This window comes from Flammeovirga pectinis (assembly GCF_003970675.1).
Lineage (GTDB): Bacteria > Bacteroidota > Bacteroidia > Cytophagales > Flammeovirgaceae > Flammeovirga > Flammeovirga pectinis.
Genome location: NZ_CP034563.1, coordinates 1,036,179 through 1,056,284 on the forward strand (window position 1 = coordinate 1,036,179; position 20,106 = coordinate 1,056,284).

13 protein-coding genes are annotated in these 20,106 nt (G+C 31.6%); 7 read left to right on the forward strand and 6 right to left on the reverse strand.

Annotated elements, in window-relative coordinates; genetic code table 11:
• Nucleotides 1–64: 64 nt before the first annotated feature.
• Together EI427_RS24145 and EI427_RS24150 are read right to left on the reverse strand one after the other, a co-directional pair.
• Nucleotides 65–4,468 carry an efflux RND transporter permease subunit gene (locus EI427_RS24145; RefSeq protein WP_126619903.1) on the reverse strand — a complete coding sequence of 1,468 codons (4,404 nt, stop codon included), beginning with the start codon at nucleotides 4,466–4,468 and terminating at the stop codon, nucleotides 65–67.
• Between the two features lie 36 nt (nucleotides 4,469–4,504).
• Complete coding sequence (locus EI427_RS24150; RefSeq protein WP_205727973.1) at nucleotides 4,505–5,452, reverse strand: efflux RND transporter periplasmic adaptor subunit; 948 nt, start codon at nucleotides 5,450–5,452, stop codon at nucleotides 4,505–4,507.
• Nucleotides 5,453–5,909: 457 nt separating this feature from the next.
• Here EI427_RS24150 and EI427_RS24155 point away from each other — a divergent pair, with 457 nt between their 5' ends.
• Complete coding sequence (locus EI427_RS24155) at nucleotides 5,910–6,134, forward strand: hypothetical protein (RefSeq protein ID WP_126619907.1); 225 nt, start codon at nucleotides 5,910–5,912, stop codon at nucleotides 6,132–6,134.
• Here EI427_RS24155 and EI427_RS24160 read toward each other — a convergent pair.
• The 4 genes from EI427_RS24160 to EI427_RS24175 form a co-directional block, all read right to left on the reverse strand.
• The gene (locus tag EI427_RS24160; protein WP_126619909.1) at nucleotides 6,121–6,672 is read right to left on the reverse strand and encodes an HD domain-containing protein; all 552 of its coding nucleotides are present in this window, start codon (nucleotides 6,670–6,672) and stop codon (nucleotides 6,121–6,123) included. The genes EI427_RS24155 and EI427_RS24160 overlap by 14 nt on opposite strands.
• An 8-nt stretch (nucleotides 6,673–6,680) precedes the next feature.
• The gene (locus tag EI427_RS24165) at nucleotides 6,681–7,091 is read right to left on the reverse strand and encodes a hypothetical protein (protein ID WP_126619911.1); all 411 of its coding nucleotides are present in this window, start codon (nucleotides 7,089–7,091) and stop codon (nucleotides 6,681–6,683) included.
• Between the two features lie 17 nt (nucleotides 7,092–7,108).
• Entirely contained in the window at nucleotides 7,109–7,525 is a 417-nt protein-coding gene (locus tag EI427_RS24170) for an STAS/SEC14 domain-containing protein (RefSeq protein WP_126619913.1), read from the reverse strand.
• Nucleotides 7,526–7,886: 361 nt separating this feature from the next.
• Complete coding sequence (locus tag EI427_RS24175) at nucleotides 7,887–9,431, reverse strand: SDR family oxidoreductase (RefSeq protein WP_126619915.1); 1,545 nt, start codon at nucleotides 9,429–9,431, stop codon at nucleotides 7,887–7,889.
• A 290-nt stretch (nucleotides 9,432–9,721) separates the two neighbouring features.
• On the opposite strand from EI427_RS24175, the gene EI427_RS24180 reads away from it, so the two are divergent.
• From EI427_RS24180 to EI427_RS24205, 6 genes are all read left to right on the forward strand, one after another.
• Nucleotides 9,722–10,609, forward strand: coding sequence for a UbiA family prenyltransferase (locus EI427_RS24180; RefSeq protein ID WP_126619917.1), 888 nt, complete (start codon nucleotides 9,722–9,724; stop codon nucleotides 10,607–10,609).
• 14 nt (nucleotides 10,610–10,623) lie between these two features.
• The gene (locus EI427_RS24185; protein ID WP_126619919.1) at nucleotides 10,624–11,673 is read left to right on the forward strand and encodes a type III polyketide synthase; all 1,050 of its coding nucleotides are present in this window, start codon (nucleotides 10,624–10,626) and stop codon (nucleotides 11,671–11,673) included.
• Nucleotides 11,674–11,676: 3 nt separating this feature from the next.
• A complete protein-coding gene (locus EI427_RS24190; RefSeq protein ID WP_126619921.1) occupies nucleotides 11,677–12,372 on the forward strand; it encodes a methyltransferase domain-containing protein in 696 nt (231 codons plus the stop codon).
• Nucleotides 12,365–13,498: an NAD(P)/FAD-dependent oxidoreductase gene (locus tag EI427_RS24195; RefSeq protein ID WP_126619923.1), complete on the forward strand. Its 1,134-nt coding sequence runs from the start codon at nucleotides 12,365–12,367 to the stop codon at nucleotides 13,496–13,498. Before EI427_RS24190 ends, EI427_RS24195 begins: the two co-directional genes overlap by 8 nt.
• 118 nt (nucleotides 13,499–13,616) lie before the next feature.
• A complete protein-coding gene (locus tag EI427_RS24200; RefSeq protein WP_205727974.1) occupies nucleotides 13,617–15,092 on the forward strand; it encodes a sulfatase-like hydrolase/transferase in 1,476 nt (491 codons plus the stop codon).
• Between the two features lie 168 nt (nucleotides 15,093–15,260).
• Complete coding sequence (locus EI427_RS24205) at nucleotides 15,261–20,027, forward strand: sulfatase-like hydrolase/transferase (RefSeq protein WP_126619925.1); 4,767 nt, start codon at nucleotides 15,261–15,263, stop codon at nucleotides 20,025–20,027.
• The last annotated feature ends 79 nt before the right edge of the window (nucleotides 20,028–20,106 follow it).

The window sequence follows — 20,106 nt, forward strand, 5'->3', positions numbered from 1 at the left end:
TTTTGTAATCAATTTATATAAACGTTAGTGCTTGTTTTCGAATAAAGCACTAACGTTTTTTATTTTAATTACTTTCTAATCTTAATAAATTCCGAAGCTCGTATTCTTTCACAATCACATTGGAAGTAGCTTTTAAAATCAGCGTTTTAGTATCTAGATTTTTTTCTTGAGTATCTGCAAAATCTTTAAAACTAAGCATTCCATTTGTATACGCATCAGATTTAATTTTCAATTCTCTATTTCTAAATTCTAATGCTTTTTTAGCAGTTTTAAGTACTATAAGAGCGTTTTTTAATTCCTGAATTTTAGTATTTAATTCTTGATTCACCTCTCGCTCATTTTCGTCTAATTGTATTTGAGCTTGTTGTAGTTGAATTTTAGAAATTTCTACATCTTTAGATTTCTTACCCCATTGTAAAATTGGCCAACTAAGCGTAGCACCAATTAAAACATTTGTTTGAGGAACCAATGGCACATTACCAAAGTAAAACCCTTGAGCCGTTAATGAAATATCTGGAATATGCTGACGCTTATAATAGTTTAATCCAGCTTCAGCTTTTTCTATCATCAAGTTAGATTCTTTGACTTTGTAATTCTCTGCAACTAAAGTAGAATCATATAGTACTAAGTTGATAAGACTTTCGACACCTAGAGAATCATAGGTTACATTGGCTACATTCCAAATTGAATCCTGCGGAAAATTAAGTAAAGTATTTAGTTGTAACCTGTATTTCTCAGCATCAATTTCAGATTGTTTTAATTTCGACTCATGGTCTAAAAGATCTGCATTGAGTCCTAAGGCATAAACATCTAAAATTTCTCCTGCATCAACTCCAGATTGAACCTTCTCTAATTTTTGTGTAATAAGCTCAATCTGTTTGTTATACGCTTCTTTTTTTGCTTCTTCAATGGCAATACCAACATATAATTTTGAAACACCTTCTCTAATTTTATTTTCCGCTTCAAAATATTTATTTAAAACTAATTTCTGATCAATCTGCTTTACTTCACTTCCAGATTTAATTTTAAATAATTGTGATATAGGCTGATAAACACCAACATTTGCAACACCAATAAATGAATTGTTTTCTGCCAGCGTAAACTCAGTTCCTAAACCAATAGGAGGGATACCCCCAATTACTGGTAACTCATTGATAGAAATTTCTACATCTGTTGTACGTTCCGTATGATAATACCAAAATATACCACCATCTAACATTACTGTTGGAAGGTAATTAGCATTTACTTTATCTACTTCAATTTGTTTCTTTTTAGCTTCTAAAGTAATTAACTGAAGTTGTTGGTTATTCTCTTTTGCTTTATCCACACATTGATCTAACGTAATAACATCTTGTGCTTTTGTAGGATTTGGTAATAAAAATAAAGCAAGTAGTACTGCACCACCTGTAATATGTTGTTTCAAAGCTGCTGTCTCCCCAAATTTCCAATAAAGAACAGGAATCGTTAGTAAAGTCATAAACATTGAGAATACTAAACCCACTGCCAAAACTGTTGCTAGTGGTGCCCACATTGGAGAACCAGAAATAATCATTGGCGTTACACCAATTGCAGCCGCCATTGTAGTTAAGAATATAGGTCTAATTCTACGTTTACCTGCTCCAATAGCTGCTTCTTTAATGGTATGACCTTCTTTGATAACAAGTTCGTTTGCAAAATCAACAAGTATTATTGAATTTCTTACTGATACACCCACTAAACTAGCTAACCCAACAAAGGCTGTAAAACCAAATGGGTATCCTGAAAGTAAAAGACCAAAGAAAGCACCAAAAACACTTAAAGGAATTGCTGCAAGAACAATTGCTACCTGATTTAAGGTTTTAAATTGAATCAAAATAACTAAGAAAATAATAAAGACACAATACACAATTACTTTGTTCATCTCTTCAAAGGTTTCCCTCTGACTTTCATCCTCTCCACCAAGTTCTAAAGTGTAACCTTCCGGTAGTTGATAACTATCAATAGCATCTCTTATAGAATTAATTATTTCTGAAGGCAGCACATCACTTTTTGTCATAGATTGTACCGTTAATGTTTTAATACCATTTCTATGTTTAATGTTAGAAGGATACCATCTAGGATTTATTGTTGCAACTTCTACTAAAGGAACACTAGCGCCTGTTATTGAACTTGTAATATAAAAATTACGCATTGCACTAATCTCTTTCTCTTTAATATTTTCGTCTTGCATAATAATTGGTAAAGCAGTATTGCCTTCCCATAACGATCCAACTTTTAGCCCATTATAAGCAGCACTCAACTCACGCATAATTGTGGCATCTGTAATCCCAAGTTGGTTGGCTACGTTTTTATTGGCTCTAATATCTAAACTTAATTGATTTTCAAAATTATCATCGGTTATATTATAAGAATAAGGAGACGCATTTAAGATGGCTTTCATGTCAACACCAATCTTTTTTATTGTTGTTAAATCCCTGCCTTTAATCCTTAATTCTACGGGTGCTTCATAAGGTGTACCTTGCTGCATTTTTTTCACTTGAATATATGCAGTTGGAAAAGCCTTTGGAATTGTATTTTCAAGTTCAGCAACCCATTCATCTGTTGCTTCAACAGAAGTTGTATTTATTAAAATTTGAGATAAGTTTTGTTGCGGAAACTTAGACGCATAATTATAATAAAATCTAGGGGAGGATGTTCCCATAAAAGACGCGTAACTTTTTAGTTTATCATTACCTTTAATCTTTTGTTCTATGGCTAGTGTAATACTATCTGTATATGCTAAAGAAGCTCCTTCTTTTGTTCTGATTTCAATGACAAATTGATCTCGTTCTGCTGCAGGGAATAACTTTTGTTTTAGTAGAAAATACAAACTTCCGCCTACTAAAAATGATAAAGTTGAAAATACAAAAAGTGTTTTAGGAAATTTAAAAGATGTATCTATCGCGTGGTCAAAAAATGCTTGTAGATAATCTAATAAATCCTTTTTACCATCAGCCTTCTTTTCAAATTTCTTCTTAATAAAGGTGTAGCAAAGGTAAGGTGTTAATAGCATTGCAATTAAATATGATGCATTAATAGCAATCGCTACTGTAATAGGCAATGAATGAATAAACTCTCCAACTGCTCCAGATAATGCAATTAAAGGTAAAAATGCACCTGCAATCGTTAAACCTGCAGTAAATACAGGTATTTTCAATTCATCTGCAGATCTCCATGCCGCTTCATAAGGAGGCATGTCTTCATCCAATTTTTCAACATAATTATCTGCAATAACAATGGCATCATCCACTAACATACCCAATACTACAATCAGTGATGCAAGAGAAACTTGTTGTAATTGTATGCCTAATCCATCCAATATACCAAATGTAAATGCAACTGTAACCGGTATGGCAAGTGTGGCAATTAATGCGACTCTAAAAGGCAATAAGAGAAGTATAACCACAATAACAGAAACAATAGCGATAAAAAATTCTCGAATAAAATCGCTTATACTTTCGTCTACATTAGTTGGTTGGTTTACCACATTGTCAATTCTAATATCCGAAGGTATTGTTTCTTTAAAAGATGAAATTACATCATCAACTTCATTACCAAAATCTACAATATTAAAACCATTTTGCATCTCCATAGATATCAAAATAGATTCTACACCGTTTACTCTAATTTTCTGATCTTCTTCTGTATACCCTCTTTTTACTTCAGCAATATCTTTCACTCGAATTACCTGACCACTTGTACCTTTTGCAACTACTTGATTTTCGATATCTTTTTTAGTGCTAAAGTAATTACCACTTAAAAAGCCAAGTCTGTTATTATCAAACTTAATGTTACCATTGGGTACTATACTATTTTCTGATCGGAGAGAAGCGTAAATTTGAGGTGTATAGATTTTATATTGACTAAGTTTTCTGTAATCAATATTGATATAATAGCACTCTTCTTTATTACCTAGTTTTTTAATTTTTGATAAAGACGGAATAGCCCTTAATCTATCTGCAAGTTGGTCTATATAACTCTTAATTTCTCTACTATCACGTTTATCACTTTGAAAAGAGACAAGCAAAGCAATCGTATCACCAAAATCTGATTGAACAATTGGACCAATAACTCCGGAGGGGAGTTCTGCTAACTTAAGTAGTGCTAATTTATCTTGTAGTTTCGACCAAAAGACGTCTGCATTAGTAACAAAGTCTTGTAATTCTACAACTATATATAAAACACCTTCTCTAGAGTTAGAATAGGTTTTAGCTTTATTTACTTCTTCGTAACTAAAAAGTACATCTTCTATTTTAGATGTTACTTGTATTTCTACATCTCTACTGTTTGCTCCAGGAAATGCAGCCACAATTAAACCTTCTCTAATATTAAATTTGGGATCTTCTCTACGAGGCATATTCAATAAAGAATAGACCCCGTACATTACTATTAGGAATGTTATTGTTAATATAATCTGCTTATTATCTAAGGCTGATTTTACAATCGACATATATTTTAGGTTAAATCTGTTCTGGGTGTTTTTTTATTAGATGACTTTATTTCCATCCATCAATTTTAAAGGAGGATTGATAATTAACTCATCATTATTAAATAGTCCTTTTACTATTATAATGTCGTTGCCAACTATATCACCTAAATAAACTCGTTGCTTTCTTGCAATATCATTTCTTTTGATAAAAACGTATTTCATTCCATCTATATCATTTATAATATGATCTAGAGGAACTTTAATAATATTCTCTGAGCTGTTTACATTAATTACAACAGTACAAAGCATTCCATCTTTAAAGAGATCTTTCTTATTGTCAATTAAAACATCTAACTGAAATGTTCTCGTCATTTTAGAAGCAGTAGGGTACACTTTGCTAACAGCACCATAAAGCGTATCGGAGGTAGCTTCAACAATAATTTTTGCTTCTTTTGTCAAATCAATTTTATTGATCTTGTTTTCTGGTACACCAACAGATGCATAGACTGTATTATTGTCGATAATACTAACAACCGGTTCGCCTTGTGATATTCCACCACCACTTTTAACCCAAACTTTAGCTACTTTACCACTAATAGAAGAGACAAGCGTTGTGTACTTTAACTTATTTCTATAAATTTTATAATTAGACTCAGCTTGTTGTTGTAGGTAGACAATCTTTTTATAATCAGCTTCTGCTAAACTACCTGCATCATACATTTTTTGTAACCTGCCTAGTTGATCGTTTGCTTCTTCTAATTTTGCTTTTGCAATCTTAACGGCTTCTCTATAATCAGCTTGATCAAGTTTTGCTATTACAGTGCCTTTTTTTACAGTCTGACCTTCTTTTACTTTTACAGCAATCAGTTTCCCATCTACTAAAAAAGATAGATCATGTCGTCCTTCAGATTTTATATCACCTAATAGTTCTATGGTAGATTGAATTGTTTCTGTTGTTATTTTATTTGTTGTGACTTTGTATTGCACAACCTCTTTTTGTTTCACTTCTTTTTTACAGCTAGTTATATAAAAAAGAGAACACAGTAATAAAAGTGTAGTTAATCGTATTTTGAACATAATTGATGAGTTATAATTTATTTGAATTTAATTTATTAATATATGTATTACAACCTTTTCGTTGGTAGTTTCTAGCGCAAAATTGATTTTGTTACTATTCGAGTATGTTTTAAAAAAAACTTTGTAAGGAAAGTAGACTGTAACGACAAGACTGGGAATACAAATACACAAAACATTGTATAACAGCTATTTGTTTTGTGATGTTTAATAGATTAAATCATTTTCAAAAAATACGCTATCCAAAATATAAATTCACCATTATATTAAAACTAGATTTTCAATTCTTAAAAAACTTGATTGATTGTAAACATGTCTTATCAGAGATATAATTATTCGAACATTTAATACATATTTGTTGCTGATTTAAGCCTAATATAAAAAAAGAATGAACGGAAAAATTAAATTAATTTTAGACAAGATTGCAGAGCAAGGAAAAGCGACTTTTTCTGTAGAATTTTTAATGAGTGATTTTGTAGATAAGGGTGAACAAGAAGATACGCAAAGTATTGAAATGGATATGAGAAAGTGGTTAATACAATCGCAGCAAATATTTGGTTTTAAATATGAAACAGATCTTTACAATAAAGAATATACTTTTACGAAAGCATAAGTCTTTCTAGAATAGCTTTCATTTTATTTAAGCAAATATCTATTTGATTATTTCTTGAAGTCAAACGATTAGAAAAAATTGCATACAAAGAAGAGTAATACCATAATTGCTCTTTTTTTTGTGCATTAAATCTACTCCAAAAAGGCTCACCAATACTAGTATAATCTTTATCTATTGCTGTAATGTTATCGAATTTATCAGCAAAAGCAACATACAAAGAAGAAAGAGGAGTTGTATTAAGTTCTTGAATAGTAATTTCTTTACGTGTTTTCCAAGGTAATGATTTATTAGCTTCTGAATCATTTATTACGATAGAAGTAACCTCTTTACCAAAATGTCTTTCTAACTCTTCGGTTGTAGTAGCAGTATCTTCTAAAACATCATGTAAAATACCCGCAGTGATTACCTCATCTGTACAATCAAAATCACACAAGAGTTTCATCACATTCATTAAATGATACATATAAGGAATGTTCGTTCCTTTTCTAAATTGTCCGCTGTGTTTTTCAGCAGCAAATTGTATAGCTTTAAAAATCATGTATAAACTTACAATTTAAGCCATTCAATAGCATCAAATTCTTTAGAAAAATAGTGAGTTTTTAATAACCCTTCTAATTGTTCTGGGGTTATCATGTTGTAAAGGAGGTATTTTTGTAAGAAATCGTTAGAGACTATCCATGCTAACTTTTGAGTTTTAGCATTATGGAATACTTCTGCATATTGTACATTCATCCACCACTGTAAATCTTGAATAATTTCATGTTGTTGCTGATTGTTATCTATAATTACTTTTTTAGGTTTTTTTGATGCAATTGTTTCAATCTGTGAAACAAAATTCTTTTTAAAGTCATTTTTGATAATTTGGCTATCAAGCTGAAAAATGACTTTTAGTATTTCTAGTTGATTATCCCATAAAATAGAATAACAACTACCTTCTGATAATTTTTGAGAATACATGGTTAGTGGTTATTAGGTCATTCTATAAGAAGCCATTCTAATGCTTCTTCATTATTTGTGAAATGTTTCATTTTAAAAGGAGCAGCCTCTGTGGCATCATCCATAACTTGATCAAAAGAAACCTGAGCGAAAAAATCTTCAGATACAATCCAAGCCATTTTTTCTAGATTAATTTTGTCTACTATCTTAACAAATTTCTGATTAATCCAATCTTGTGTTTCAGGTACAACATTATAATATGCATTCTGAGTATCAACAAGCATTCTAGTAGGAGCATATTTCTCTGTTGTCTCTAAATGAGTAACAACTACGGTTCTATAAAGTTCCTCGTCCATATCAATGGGTGTATTCCATTCCGTTTTTAAGATTTTATGGATTGGATTCCAGGAAAGTATATTATATTTTTCGTCACTAATTATTTCAAAGCTAATCATAAAGTTTTTTCTATTTGTTACAATATAAAATAAGAATTTGAAGAATTAGTCTTATTCATACTATCGGTAAAGTAATTAGTGGAATAATTCTATGCGTTGTTATTAACAAAAAGAAATCGAAAATCATATAAACTACCCCAAAGGGTAGTTTATATGTGATATAATCGGTGTAAGTTTGTATTAACAAAAATTAAAAAGATATTATCATTTTGATTTTTCTCATTGTTGAAATTTAATAGGAACATCTTATTAATACTATGATTCTTTACCCTTTTTCAAAGTATTAATAAGGTGTTTGCATATACAAAAACGGCTATCTAATTTATTTAGATAGCCGTTTCTGTGTAAAGCCTTTTTTTACCTACCAATCAATAGGGAAGTAATCTTTTAAGAACTTGCCAGACCAATGTTTTCCAGAGTTTATTCCGTCAATAAGAGGGTCTAAAACTCTAGCAGCACCATCTACAATATCTAAAGGAGGTTGGAAGTCGTGTTCTTCTTCTTTCTTTTTAGAAATTTGAGCCGGATCTTCATCAGTTACCCAACCAGTATCAACGGCATTCATGTAAATACCATCTTTTGCCAAAGTACTTGCAGAGGTATGCGTAAGCATATTTAATGCAGCCTTAGCCATATTTGTATGTGGGTGTCTATCTTCTTTATGGAAACGGTGGAATTTACCTTCCATTGCAGAAACATTAATAATATGCTTCTTACCTGTCTCATCTTTTTGCATTAGTTTACCTAAACGGTTACATAATACAAATGGAGCAATAGAATTTACCAACTGAACTTCTACCATTTCAGGAGTTTCAATCTCACCAATTCTTAATCTCCAAGAGTTTGTTGTTCTTAAATCAACTTGCTGTAAATCAGCATCTAATTTACCTTCTGGGAAAACTTCCTTTGTAGCAATTGAATTATCAAAACTATAAGGAATCTGAGATAACTTAGCAGAAGCTCTAATACCAATACCTGGTTCAGAAGTAGACCATTTTACTGGTAATCTTCCGTTTTTAGCACTTTCACTACCTTGAGATAAATCAGACAGTTCGTTAAGACAATACTGATGTTCAGAAAGTAACGTTTGTGTATCAGCAGATAATGCTTCAAACGGCATTTCTTCACCTGCCATCATGTGTTCATAGAAACCTGAAGGTCTACGGACAGTTTGTGCAGCATTATTGATCAGAATATCTAATCTACCGTATTTCTGTTCTATATAATTACAGAAAATCTCTACAGAAGGAATGTGTCTTAAATCCAATCCATGAATTTTTAGACGATGACCCCATTCTTTAAAGTCTTCTTCTTTGGCAAATCTATTTGCAGAATCTACTGGGAATCGGGTAGTAGCAACAACAGTTGCACCCGACCTAAGCATAATTAACGTAATGTGGTAACCAATCTTTAATCTAGAACCAGTTACTACAGCTACTTGACCAGTTAAGTCTGCACCTTGGAAACGTTTTGCGTAGTTAAAATCACCACAATCCGGACACATCTGATCATAGAAATGATGCAATTGTGTATATTCTGCTTTACAAACATAGCAGTTCCTTGGTTTTGTCAATTTTGGCATCTCCTTAGGTATATCAAGAGATTCCAATAATTTTGGAGCAACAAAAACTTGTGCTTCTCTAGCACTACGAATACCCGTTTCTTTACGAGCATGCTTGTTTCTTTCTTGTTCCTTACGTTTTTGTGCTTTTCGTTTATCCTTTTTACGAGTTTCGTATTCTTCTTTGCTTGGTCGTGTTAAACGTCCCGCAGCTTTCATTAAAGCAATACGTTGCTGCTCAGGTAATTCAAAAAACTGATTTATATCGTCGAGTAATGTATTTATGGTAGAAACACACTTGTCTACCTCGCTACTACTTACTATTTGTTTGTCCTCTTCTTTCATAACTTTTGATAGATATGCAAAATTTGTCGCAATATACAGAATAGTTCGATGTGAAATCGTTAATAGTTTTTATAAATAGACTTTATTAATAATCAATCAAAACCACCAACAATGGATCAATAAATACTTTTTTAAATACTCAAATTAGAAACAGATTTTCCTACTAGGATTTTGGTGATTAAAATTACTGATTGAAATAGTATTTAATTCAACTAAATAAATTAGCTTAGTAGTGAATCATTTGTTTCAACAATAAACGTATTAAACTAGCTAATTTTTTGATCTAATTTATGAGCAACCTTAAAAATACAATTACTCTTCTTCGTATTCCATTCTCAATCTATTTGATGCCAATTTACTTTTTTGCATTAAGTCAAACTAGTGTACTTAGCACTAATAAATCAATTTGGGTATTCCTTATTTTACATGTTTTAATATACCCTGCCAGTAATGGATACAATAGTTATATGGATAAGGACACTGAAAGTATTGGAGGTTTAGAAAAGCCACCAATGAGTACAAAACAATTGTATTGGGTGACATTAGGATTGGATATAATAGGTTTATGTACCTCTCTTCTGTTAGTAAACACAGTATTTACAGGTTTATTACTTGTCTATATAGTAATGTCAAGGGCTTACAGTTCTAAACTGATTAGGTTAAAAAAATACCCGATTTTAGGTTTCCTTACTGTATTTATATTTCAAGGGTTTTGGACTTTTTGGATGGTTTTTGAGGGTGTTCAATCAGGGAATCTACATTTCTTCTCTAGCTTTCTTCCTTATGCTGCAATTGCTTCTAGTTTTATGATAGGAGGAGCCTATCCATTATCGCAGATATATCAGCATAAACAAGACGCAGAAAGTGGAGATAAAAGTATGAGTATGCTTTTAGGTATAAAAGGAACTTTCTATTTCGGGACAGTCATGTTTGCCATAGCTGGTTTACTACTTTACTATTATTTTAAAGAAACAACATTTGCACATTTTTACGTTTTTGTCATTTCACTTTTTCCGTTAATTGTATGGTTTAATTTGTGGATGGCTAAAACATTGAAAAACAGAAGTGCGGCAAATTTTAAAAATCTAATGAGAATGAATAACACCTCTGCTTTATGTATGAATGGTTGTTACATACTCCTTACGGTTTTAAACCATACTGATCTTTTTCAGTTATAAGAGAAAAATAAATAATGACATACATACAAAATATAGCTACCTCGTCTCCAAAAAATAAACATTCACAGAGTGATTTATTGGCATTTATGCAGTCAAGTACTAGAGAAGGTATGCACAGGCAGCGAAAGTTATTGAATATTATATATAAAAATAGTGGAATAGATTATAGACATTCTGTAATTCCAGATTTATATAAATATTTCCTTAACACAACAGTACCTAATGTAGAAGATAGAATGGATCTTTTTGAAAAAGAAGCATTACCATTGTCATTAGAAGCAATAGACAAGTGTATTACAAAAGAACAATTAAGTAAGATAACACACATTATTACTGTTTCTTGTACAGGAATATCTGCACCTGGTTTAGAGATAGATATTATTTCGGCATTGGGTTTATCTAATAAAATAGTAAGAACAGCAGTAAATTTTATGGGCTGTTATGCTGCATTCCATGGTTTAAGAATTGCAGACCAAATATGTAAATCAGATGAGAACGCTGAAGTGCTATTGGTAGATGTTGAATTATGTTCAATTCATTTTCAGAATGAGTTTGATGATGATAATATTTTAGCCAATTCTTTATTTGCAGATGGTGCCGCCGCAGTGCATTTATCAGCAGAGAGAAATAAGAATTCTAAGTTTGAACTTATTGGGTTTGATTCAAGATTAGCTTTGTCGGGTAAAGCTGAAATGGCGTGGAAAATAACTCCTCTTGGCTTTAAAATGAAGTTAAGTAATTATGTTGCTGATATTATAAGAGATGATATTAAAGGCTTACTTGATGATGTAATTGAGGAAAGAAACTTAGATAGGAATAAGTTAAATTGGGCTTTTCATCCCGGAGGTGTAAAAATATTAAATACAATTGCTGCAGCTATTGGGGTTGATAAAAGTGAATTACAAACGTCTTACGATATTCTTAAAGAAAATGGTAACATGTCTTCTGTAACAGTACTTTTTGTGTTAAAATCTTTGATAGATAAGAAAACTAAAGGGCCCATCTTTTCTGCTGGTTTTGGACCTGGATTAACAATGGAAGCTATGACATTAAATCAATTTTAAATTATGGATTTAGGACAAAGGAGCAACCAATTAGAATTATTGGATAAAGATGATATTCCTGCATCAGATTTATATAAAAATTTAAATGAATTACATACTATCAACTCATTATTGGGTGGTTATGAAGTTGTTTTAAAAGGTTTATCAAAATTATTAAAAGACGATAGCCGAGTTTACAGAATTCTTGATATTGGTTCTGGAGGTGGTGATACTTTAAAAGAGATTTATAAACGATTTGGATCAAAATATAAATTAGAATTAATAGGAGTTGACCTAAAGACAGAATGCATTGATTATGCTCGTAAAAATGTTGAAGGTTTACCTATCAAATTTATTCGTTCAGATTATAGAGATATTATTAATGGTGGAGATCAATTTGATATCATTATTACAAACTTGTTTTGCCACCACTTAGTTGATAAAGATCTGATATTTTTATTTAGTTGGATGAAAAGGAATGCTGCTGTAGGTTGTGTTATAAACGATCTTCACAGACATAGTTTAGCCTATTATAGTATTAAATGGCTTACTACATTTTTTTCTAAATCATATTTAGTAAAAAACGATGCGTGTTTGTCTGTAGCTAGAGGTTTTTCTCTTAAAGAAATTGAATATTATTTAGAAGCTGCCATGGTTAGGAGTTACTCTATTGAATGGAAGTGGGCTTTTCGTTGGTTAATTATAATAGAAAATGAATAATTCTTTTGATGTCATAGTAATTGGTGGTGGCCTAGGCGGCTTAACTTTAAGTATTCAATTAGCAGAATTGGGTTGGAAAGTTCAGTTAATTGAACAAAAAAGTTATCCAATGCATAGAGTATGTGGAGAATACGTTGCAGAAGAAGCTTGGGGTTTTCTTACTAGAATTGGTATAAATACAGCTTCACTTCATTTACCAATAATTGATAAATTGAAAGTGAGTGCAGTAAATGGTGAGTATTTAACTGCTAACTTAACTTCTGGAGGAAGAGGAATAAGTCGTTTTTTATTAGATGATCTACTTTATCAGAAAGCAATAGAGAAAGGGGTTAAAGTAATTACGAATACGAAAGTGTTAGGTGTTCAACAAATTTCGAAAAATTGGGATGTAGAAACAAAAGACACTATTTTTAAAGCTAAAGCAGTTATTGGTGCTTTTGGTAAAAGATCAAACCTAGATAAGTTTTTTAGGAGAAAATATCTAGAAGAAAATTTAACGAATACACGCTTAAAGAACTTTGTTGGAGTAAAGTATCACTTAAAAGGTGAACTAGCATCTGATATTATAGAATTGCATAATTTTTCTGGTGGATACTGTGGAATATCAAAAGTAGAAAATGATATTATCTGTATGTGTTTCTTAGCAAAGGGAAGTTACCTAAAAGAGGCACATTCACTAGAAGAGATGGAACAAAAGTATCTTTCTGAAAATCCATTTCTAAATAAATACCTCAAGTATGAAAGGGTATGGGATAAACCATTAAGTATCGCTAAAGTAGATTTCTCTCAAAAATCTATTTCAGAAAATACAATTCCAATGTTAGGAGATGCCGCAGGTATAATTGCTCCACTTTGTGGTAATGGTATGACAATGGCAATGCAAGCGTCTGTTTTCTTAACACCTTTAATGGATAGTTATTTAAAAGAAGAAATTTCTTGGGAACAGATGACAGATATTTATCATAAAACGTGGCAAACAACTTTTGGCAAAAGACTATTTACAGGACGAGTAATTCAACGATTTTTTGGTAATTCTCTTACCACAAACCTATTGATTAAGTTTTTGAATAATTCTTCTTATTTAACTAAAACATTAATTAAGAGTACTCACGGGGAGGTTTTCTAATTTATTACTAGCACTTTTTATTTAAAAGTAGCATTTTTTTCATTGTTCAATTTAAGTGTTATAGTGTACACTTATAATTTGTGCAAATTCAAGAAATGATTTTTTGAATTAATGAATTATGATGCTTCAATTAACCAATACAAAATATATTGTTCCGTTAGTAGTAATCTCGTTAAGTTGCCTTTTTGGTTTCTCAACTTTAGATGATACTATACCAAATAACAAAAGAAACAAGCCTAATGTTATTGTTATTATATGCGATGATTTAGGGTATCAAGATGTTGGCTTTAATGGTTGTAAAGATATACCTACTCCAAATATAGATAAGATTGCAAACAATGGTGTAAAATTTACAAATGCTTATGTATCGTATTCTGTATGTGGACCATCAAGAGCTGGTTTTATTACAGGTAGATATCAGCAGCGTTTTGGCTTTGAAAGAAACCCTCAATATAAAACAGAGGACCCAAATATGGGATTACCTAAAACGGAAAGAACTATTGCGACTACACTTAAGGAAGTTGACTACCATTCAGGTATAATTGGTAAGTGGCATTTAGGTGCACACAAAAGTAACCATCCGTTAAATCGAGGTTTTGATGAATTTTACGGTCACCTTGGTGGAGGGCATGCTTATTTTCCTGAGTTATTAACGATCAAAAATAGTTATGGAGCTGATTTAGAAGAACCGGATAGTTATAAAACATGGATTATGAAAAATCATACACCTGTTAAAACAGATAAATATCTTACTGATGCGTTCTCTGATCAAGCTACTGATTTTATTAAAAGAAATGGAAAATCAGAAGACCCTTTCTTTTTGTATTTATCTTACAACGCTCCACACTCACCATTACAAGCATCAGAAAAATACTTAAAACGTTTTGAAAACATAAAGGACAAGAAACGTAAAACGTATGCTGCAATGGTAAGTGCTGTAGATGTTGGAATTGGACAGGTTTTAGAAGAATTAAAAAAACAAGGTATTGCAGAAAACACAATCATCTATTTCTTATCTGATAATGGAGGACCAGAAACAAAAAATGCATCTAATAATGGTGTTTTAAAAGCAGGTAAAGGTTCTGTATACGAAGGTGGTTTTAGAGTACCTTTTGCAATGTGCTGGCCAGGAACTATTAAAGCAAATCAGACATTTAATAAAGCCATTAGTTCTCTTGATATATTTGCAACTGCAGTGGCTTTATCAAGTGCACCAATTGAAAAAGATAAACCTTTAGACGGCGTTAATCTTATACCTTTTGTAACAGGAAAAGACAATGGTTATCCTCATGAAGTTATTTACCTTAGAAAGTTTGATCAAGAAAAATATGCAGTTAGATATCAGGATTATAAATTAATTAGAAATCTAGCGGATAACAAAGATGTCTATGAACTCTATAATCTGTCAGCAGATATAAGTGAAACAAAGAATATAAAAAACGAACTCCCAGATAAGGTACAACAAATTGAAGATTTAAGAATTTCTTGGGATGCAGAACTAATCGACCCCGTATTTATGGGTTTAATACACTCAGATTATTGGATGAGAATGCAAGAGAAGAAAAAGAAGAAAAAGAAGAAAAATTTAAAATAGATGTTCTTAGTTAGTTTGTGATGAATTGGTGTTGCTCTACATTTATTTATTACAAACTAACACTTGTAACATCAAACATTTAACTAAGTGCTACTTAATTATTTTTTTAGACTACTGCTAAATACTTACGCTCTTTGTATTTAGATAATGTATTAACAAAACAGATTTATGAAACGAATTACTATTATTTTATTTATTGCTTTATTAAATGGTTCTCTAGCTATTGGGCAATCTACTTTTTATGTAAGTAGCGAAGGAAATGACACCAATGCAGGAACACTAAACCAACCTTATGCTACAATAACAAAAGCAATAACAACTGCGGCGGAGAATGATATAATTCATTTGAGTGGTACGCTTACAGAAAATAACATTGCTATCACAAAATCATTAACTTTTACAGGTGATAATGCTTCAACATCTATAGTACAGGCTCAAGAAAGTAAACCGTCTAACACTTTAGAAGAAGCTATTCTAAACAATAGAATATTTACTATTACTCAAAAAAATATTGAAGTAAAATTTCAACTTCTAACATTACGTTATGGCAATATTGTTGGTACTTATAATGAGGACCAAGAGAAATATAATTTTGCAGGAGGAGCAGCTATTTATAACAATAACAACACTTCTACAGTAGTTATAGAATACTGTAATTTCATAGACAATTATGCCTATGGTCAAGGTGGTGCATTAACAGCAAAAGGTCCTTTAACTATTAAAAATTCAGCATTTATTAATAATGTGGGTTTTCATTTTGGAGGTGCAATTTATTCTAATGGAAACACGAACGATGTATCTATTGAAAATAGCCTTTTTACAGGAAATGAATCAGTATCTATGAACGGTAGTGCATTTGTTATGTCAGTAGGAAACTTAAATTTGAATAACAATACTATTGTTGATAATTATGCTGTAGGAAATAGAAAAGTGGAAGGTATTGAGCTTAAAAGTAGCTCAGCTGTAGATCAATCTGTTACGATTACGAATAACATAATCTATAACCCAACAAAAAGGTATGGTGATAATGATGGAGGATTAGACATTTTAGTAAACAATGCTTTAAATGTCACTGCTCATCATAACATAATAAGTGCTACAGATGATGAAAATCTAATTGACGATACGAATGTAGCAATTTCAAGTTTAGATGATTTAGCTTTCGGTGCTTTAACAGTGGATGAAACAACAGGCTTAATTTACCTGCCAATTTATGATATTAGTATTGCGTTGGACAAAGGTGATCCTGTTACAGGAACAGATTATGATGCTTTTAATACAGATAGAAAAACCAATGAAATTCCAGATTTAGGAGCGTTTGAATTTGGTCAGGATGTTGTTTTACCTCCTTCAATTAAAACAGGGGCATACCAAAATTATGCTGAGAATAGCGGATACTTAAAAATAGATATTATTGCTATTGATGCAGTAACTTATACAATTACTGGTGGAGACGATAAAGAACTTTTTTCTGTAAATTCAGAAGGTCATCTTTCTTTTATTAACCCACCTTCTTTAGATCAGGTAAAAGATAAGAATACAGATGGAGTTTATGAAGTTGATGTAACAGTAGAAGGAGCAAATTCAGGAGAAATTACTCAACGTTTTTATTTAGCAATTACACATGCAGAATTAAATGTAGTAATGATTGTCTTAGATGATTTAAATGATTACATCGGTATTATGGGTGGTAACATGCAAACAAAAACACCAAATATTGATAAACTTGCAGACGCTGGTATTCTATTTACGAATGCTCATAGTAATGCTCCACTTTGTGACCCATCAAGAGCTAGTTTTTTAAGTGGCATTTTACCTTCTACTTCAAATCATTTTGGAACAGGAGCATCAAATTTTAAAAGTAATGAGACATTAATTAACTCTAAATTACTGTCTGAATATTTCCAAGAAAATGGTTATACTACTTATAAAACAGGTAAAATTACACACAGTGCTTCAGGAGAAAATAAATTCGGCTATGATTTTTATTTAGAAAATACACATGACTACGGACCTGTTGCTTTTAATGGTAAATCTGGTGTTCAACACCCAGATAATACACTAGAAATGGGAAAAGAAGGAGGAAGTTTAGATGGAACATTTGGACCTCTATCAAATATTCCTAATGTCCCTTATGTGTCTGATGTACTTCTTGGTTTTAATGGTTGGTATTCAACTACGTTAAAGGAAAAGTTTGAATATACTTCTGATGAAGAACGTTCAAAAATGCCTGATGAGAAAAGTGTTGAATGGATAGAACAACAAATCAAACAGTTAGATGAAAAAGACAGCAAAAACCCATTTATGATGTCAGTTGGTCTTATTCGTCCGCACTCACCATTTACAGTTCCTGATAAATATTTTGAACAATTTCCATTAGAGGATATTGAAATACCTGCATCAATATGGAACGATCTTGACGATACTTCAAATAAAGATGGTAGAGGACAGTCTATTTTTAATGCCTTAGAAAATCAGTATACAGATAGACAAGAAGGGATAAGACGTTACCTACAAGGTTATTTGGCAAGCATTGCTTTTGCAGACGAAATGGTTGGTAGAGTTGTTGATGCTGTAGAAAATAGTCAGTATGCAGAAAATACAGTTATTGTTCTTTTCTCAGATCATGGGTATAACATGGGAGAGAAGGATTATGCATGGAAAAACAATTTATGGGAACATGCAACAAGAGTTCCTTTAATTATAAAATCACCTCTACATAAAAGTACTGCTGGACAGAAATCTCATCAACCAGTATCTTTAGTAGATGTATATCCAACGTTAAAAGACCTTTGTTATTTGACGGGTGATAATAAGAAAAATGAAAAAGGAGCAGACTTAGATGGCCATAGTGTAAAGCCTTTCTTAGCTAACCCAATTGATGGAACATGGACTGGGGATGAAGTTGCCCTAACAAGTGTAGGTAACTGGTATTTTAGATATAAAGATTTCCATAATTACGCACTTAAATCAAAAAGATTTAGATACATTTCTAACTACGAACAAGGTGCTGAGTTATACGACCATAATTTTGATAAAAATGAATGGTTTAATGTAATTGACGAACCTGCATACGCTGAAGTTAAAGAGGCTATGGAGAAAAAATTAAACGACATTTTATATAAAAATTTAGAAAGTGTAGATGAATTAAGTGATTTTTCTAACGTAATTGATCGTCATAATTTTGGTCCATCTACTTTACAATGGGGTAACTCTGTAACTGCAGACCCTAGTTTAATTGAAAGGGAAGCAGAAGGAGAAGCGTATATTACTTATGAGATGAATGATATACATAGTTTTTCTGTCGATTTTTGGAACACACTAAACGGTAGAGATTTAGAAGATAATGGTAAAATTGTTTGTTTATATTCAACAGATCAAGTTGAATGGGATACTTTAGTAATGAAACAATTTGTAGGTAATTATACTTGGGGAAATAACCTTGTAACATTTAGTTCTAATGCTTCTTTACCAGAAGAGATGAAATATCTTAAAATTTCTTTAGAAGGTAATGGTGTAGGTTTCGATAAAGGTAATCTAGGTAAAGTAAGGTTTTACAATGATAATAATGAGGTGTCACACTTAGGAATTGATGCTATCACTATTTCTGTAGATGAGTCTATTTTTGAATTAGAAGAAGGACAATTAAAACCAAACGGACCCCTTTTACCTGAAGTTTCTGATGAATTTAATACCACAGACAAGTTTTATTCTAGAACAAATAATTTGAATTTCACGAATGACAATGGTACTTCTTACAGAGGTGATAAGAACCGAATGTTCAGAAGTGATAATAATGCAGGAAGTATTGTTTATGAAATAAAAAACTTAGAACATTTTAAAATTAATGTCTGGGAAAATCACAAAAAGATTGCAAACACTGCATTAGATTTAGGCCTTATAGACCATGGAGTTAATGTTTATGTATCAGCAGATAATATTACATATACTAAAATAGAGACAAAACAAGCGTCTTTATATACTGATGACATTGTATATGAAAGTGGTGAAATAGATGAATGGAGACACACACATGAATTTGCTGTTATTCCTGCAAATGCAATTCCTAACGATACAAAGTTTGTGAAAATTGAAATGATTGATACAAATGAAGAAAACAATTCTGGTTGGAATTTACAGGTTGGTGGGATCCATTTATACGCTAAGACTTCTGGAACTTCTATTAAATCAGAACAAACAATATCAATCACAGCTATAGAAGATAAAGTAATTTCTGATGAAGCATTTACTATTGACGCCTCAACAACTTCAGGTCTTGCCTTAACTTATGCAATTGAAGGCCCTGCAACGATTGAAGGAAACAAAATTACATTAACTGGTGAAACAGGTGAAGTAAAAGTTACAGTTACTCAAGCAGGAAATACGATGTATGAAGTAGCGTCAAAAACGGTTACTTTTAATGTAATTACAGTAGATGATCCAGCAAAGATGGATCAAGTAATTACTATTTCACCTATAGGTGATCAAGTTGGTGTGCAAGTAATTAAAGTTTCTGCAACAACAACTTCTGGTTTAACTTTATCTTATGAAGTAGAAGGACCAGCGACGTTAAATAATAATACAATTACTTTATCAGGTGATGCAGGTGAAGTAACACTTACAGTAATACAAGCAGGTAATGATAAATATAATGCTTCTTCTGCAAGTATTACATTCTCTGTTTCAAACGTAGACAGACCATTAGCGATAGAAGATAAATGGGCAAGTAAATATGTGTTGTATCCTGTTCCTGCAGAACATACAATTTATATTAAAGGTGTAAAATCATCTACACCAATTGCAGTATACAATGTACTTGGGCAGTTTGAATATTCTATTATTTCTAGTGGGAGAGTTGATGTTTCGCGTTTACCAGCTGGAGTTTATATAATGAGGATTAATAACGACGAATCTATAAGGTTCCAGAAAAAATAATTTAAATAACAAAGGGGTGAATATTCTGAGCAATATTCATCCTTTTTTTTGCACAAATTTGCATAGCGTTTGATATACT

Excerpts from the sequence above, each read along its gene's own strand:
- EI427_RS24165 (WP_126619911.1), bottom strand. The coding sequence starts at position 7,091 with ATGTATTCTCAAAAATTATCAGAAGGTAGTTGTTATTCTATTTTATGG.
- EI427_RS24175 (WP_126619915.1), bottom strand. The coding sequence starts at position 9,431 with ATGAAAGAAGAGGACAAACAAATAGTAAGTAGTAGCGAGGTAGACAAG.
- EI427_RS24145 (WP_126619903.1), bottom strand. The coding sequence starts at position 4,468 with ATGTCGATTGTAAAATCAGCCTTAGATAATAAGCAGATTATATTAACA.
- EI427_RS24180 (WP_126619917.1), top strand. The coding sequence starts at position 9,722 with ATGAGCAACCTTAAAAATACAATTACTCTTCTTCGTATTCCATTCTCA.
- EI427_RS24205 (WP_126619925.1), top strand. The coding sequence starts at position 15,261 with ATGAAACGAATTACTATTATTTTATTTATTGCTTTATTAAATGGTTCT.
- EI427_RS24200 (WP_205727974.1), top strand. The coding sequence starts at position 13,617 with ATGATGCTTCAATTAACCAATACAAAATATATTGTTCCGTTAGTAGTA.
- EI427_RS24170 (WP_126619913.1), bottom strand. The coding sequence starts at position 7,525 with ATGATTAGCTTTGAAATAATTAGTGACGAAAAATATAATATACTTTCC.
- EI427_RS24160 (WP_126619909.1), bottom strand. The coding sequence starts at position 6,672 with ATGATTTTTAAAGCTATACAATTTGCTGCTGAAAAACACAGCGGACAA.
- EI427_RS24190 (WP_126619921.1), top strand. The coding sequence starts at position 11,677 with ATGGATTTAGGACAAAGGAGCAACCAATTAGAATTATTGGATAAAGAT.
- EI427_RS24155 (WP_126619907.1), top strand. The coding sequence starts at position 5,910 with ATGAACGGAAAAATTAAATTAATTTTAGACAAGATTGCAGAGCAAGGA.
- EI427_RS24195 (WP_126619923.1), top strand. The coding sequence starts at position 12,365 with ATGAATAATTCTTTTGATGTCATAGTAATTGGTGGTGGCCTAGGCGGC.
- EI427_RS24185 (WP_126619919.1), top strand. The coding sequence starts at position 10,624 with ATGACATACATACAAAATATAGCTACCTCGTCTCCAAAAAATAAACAT.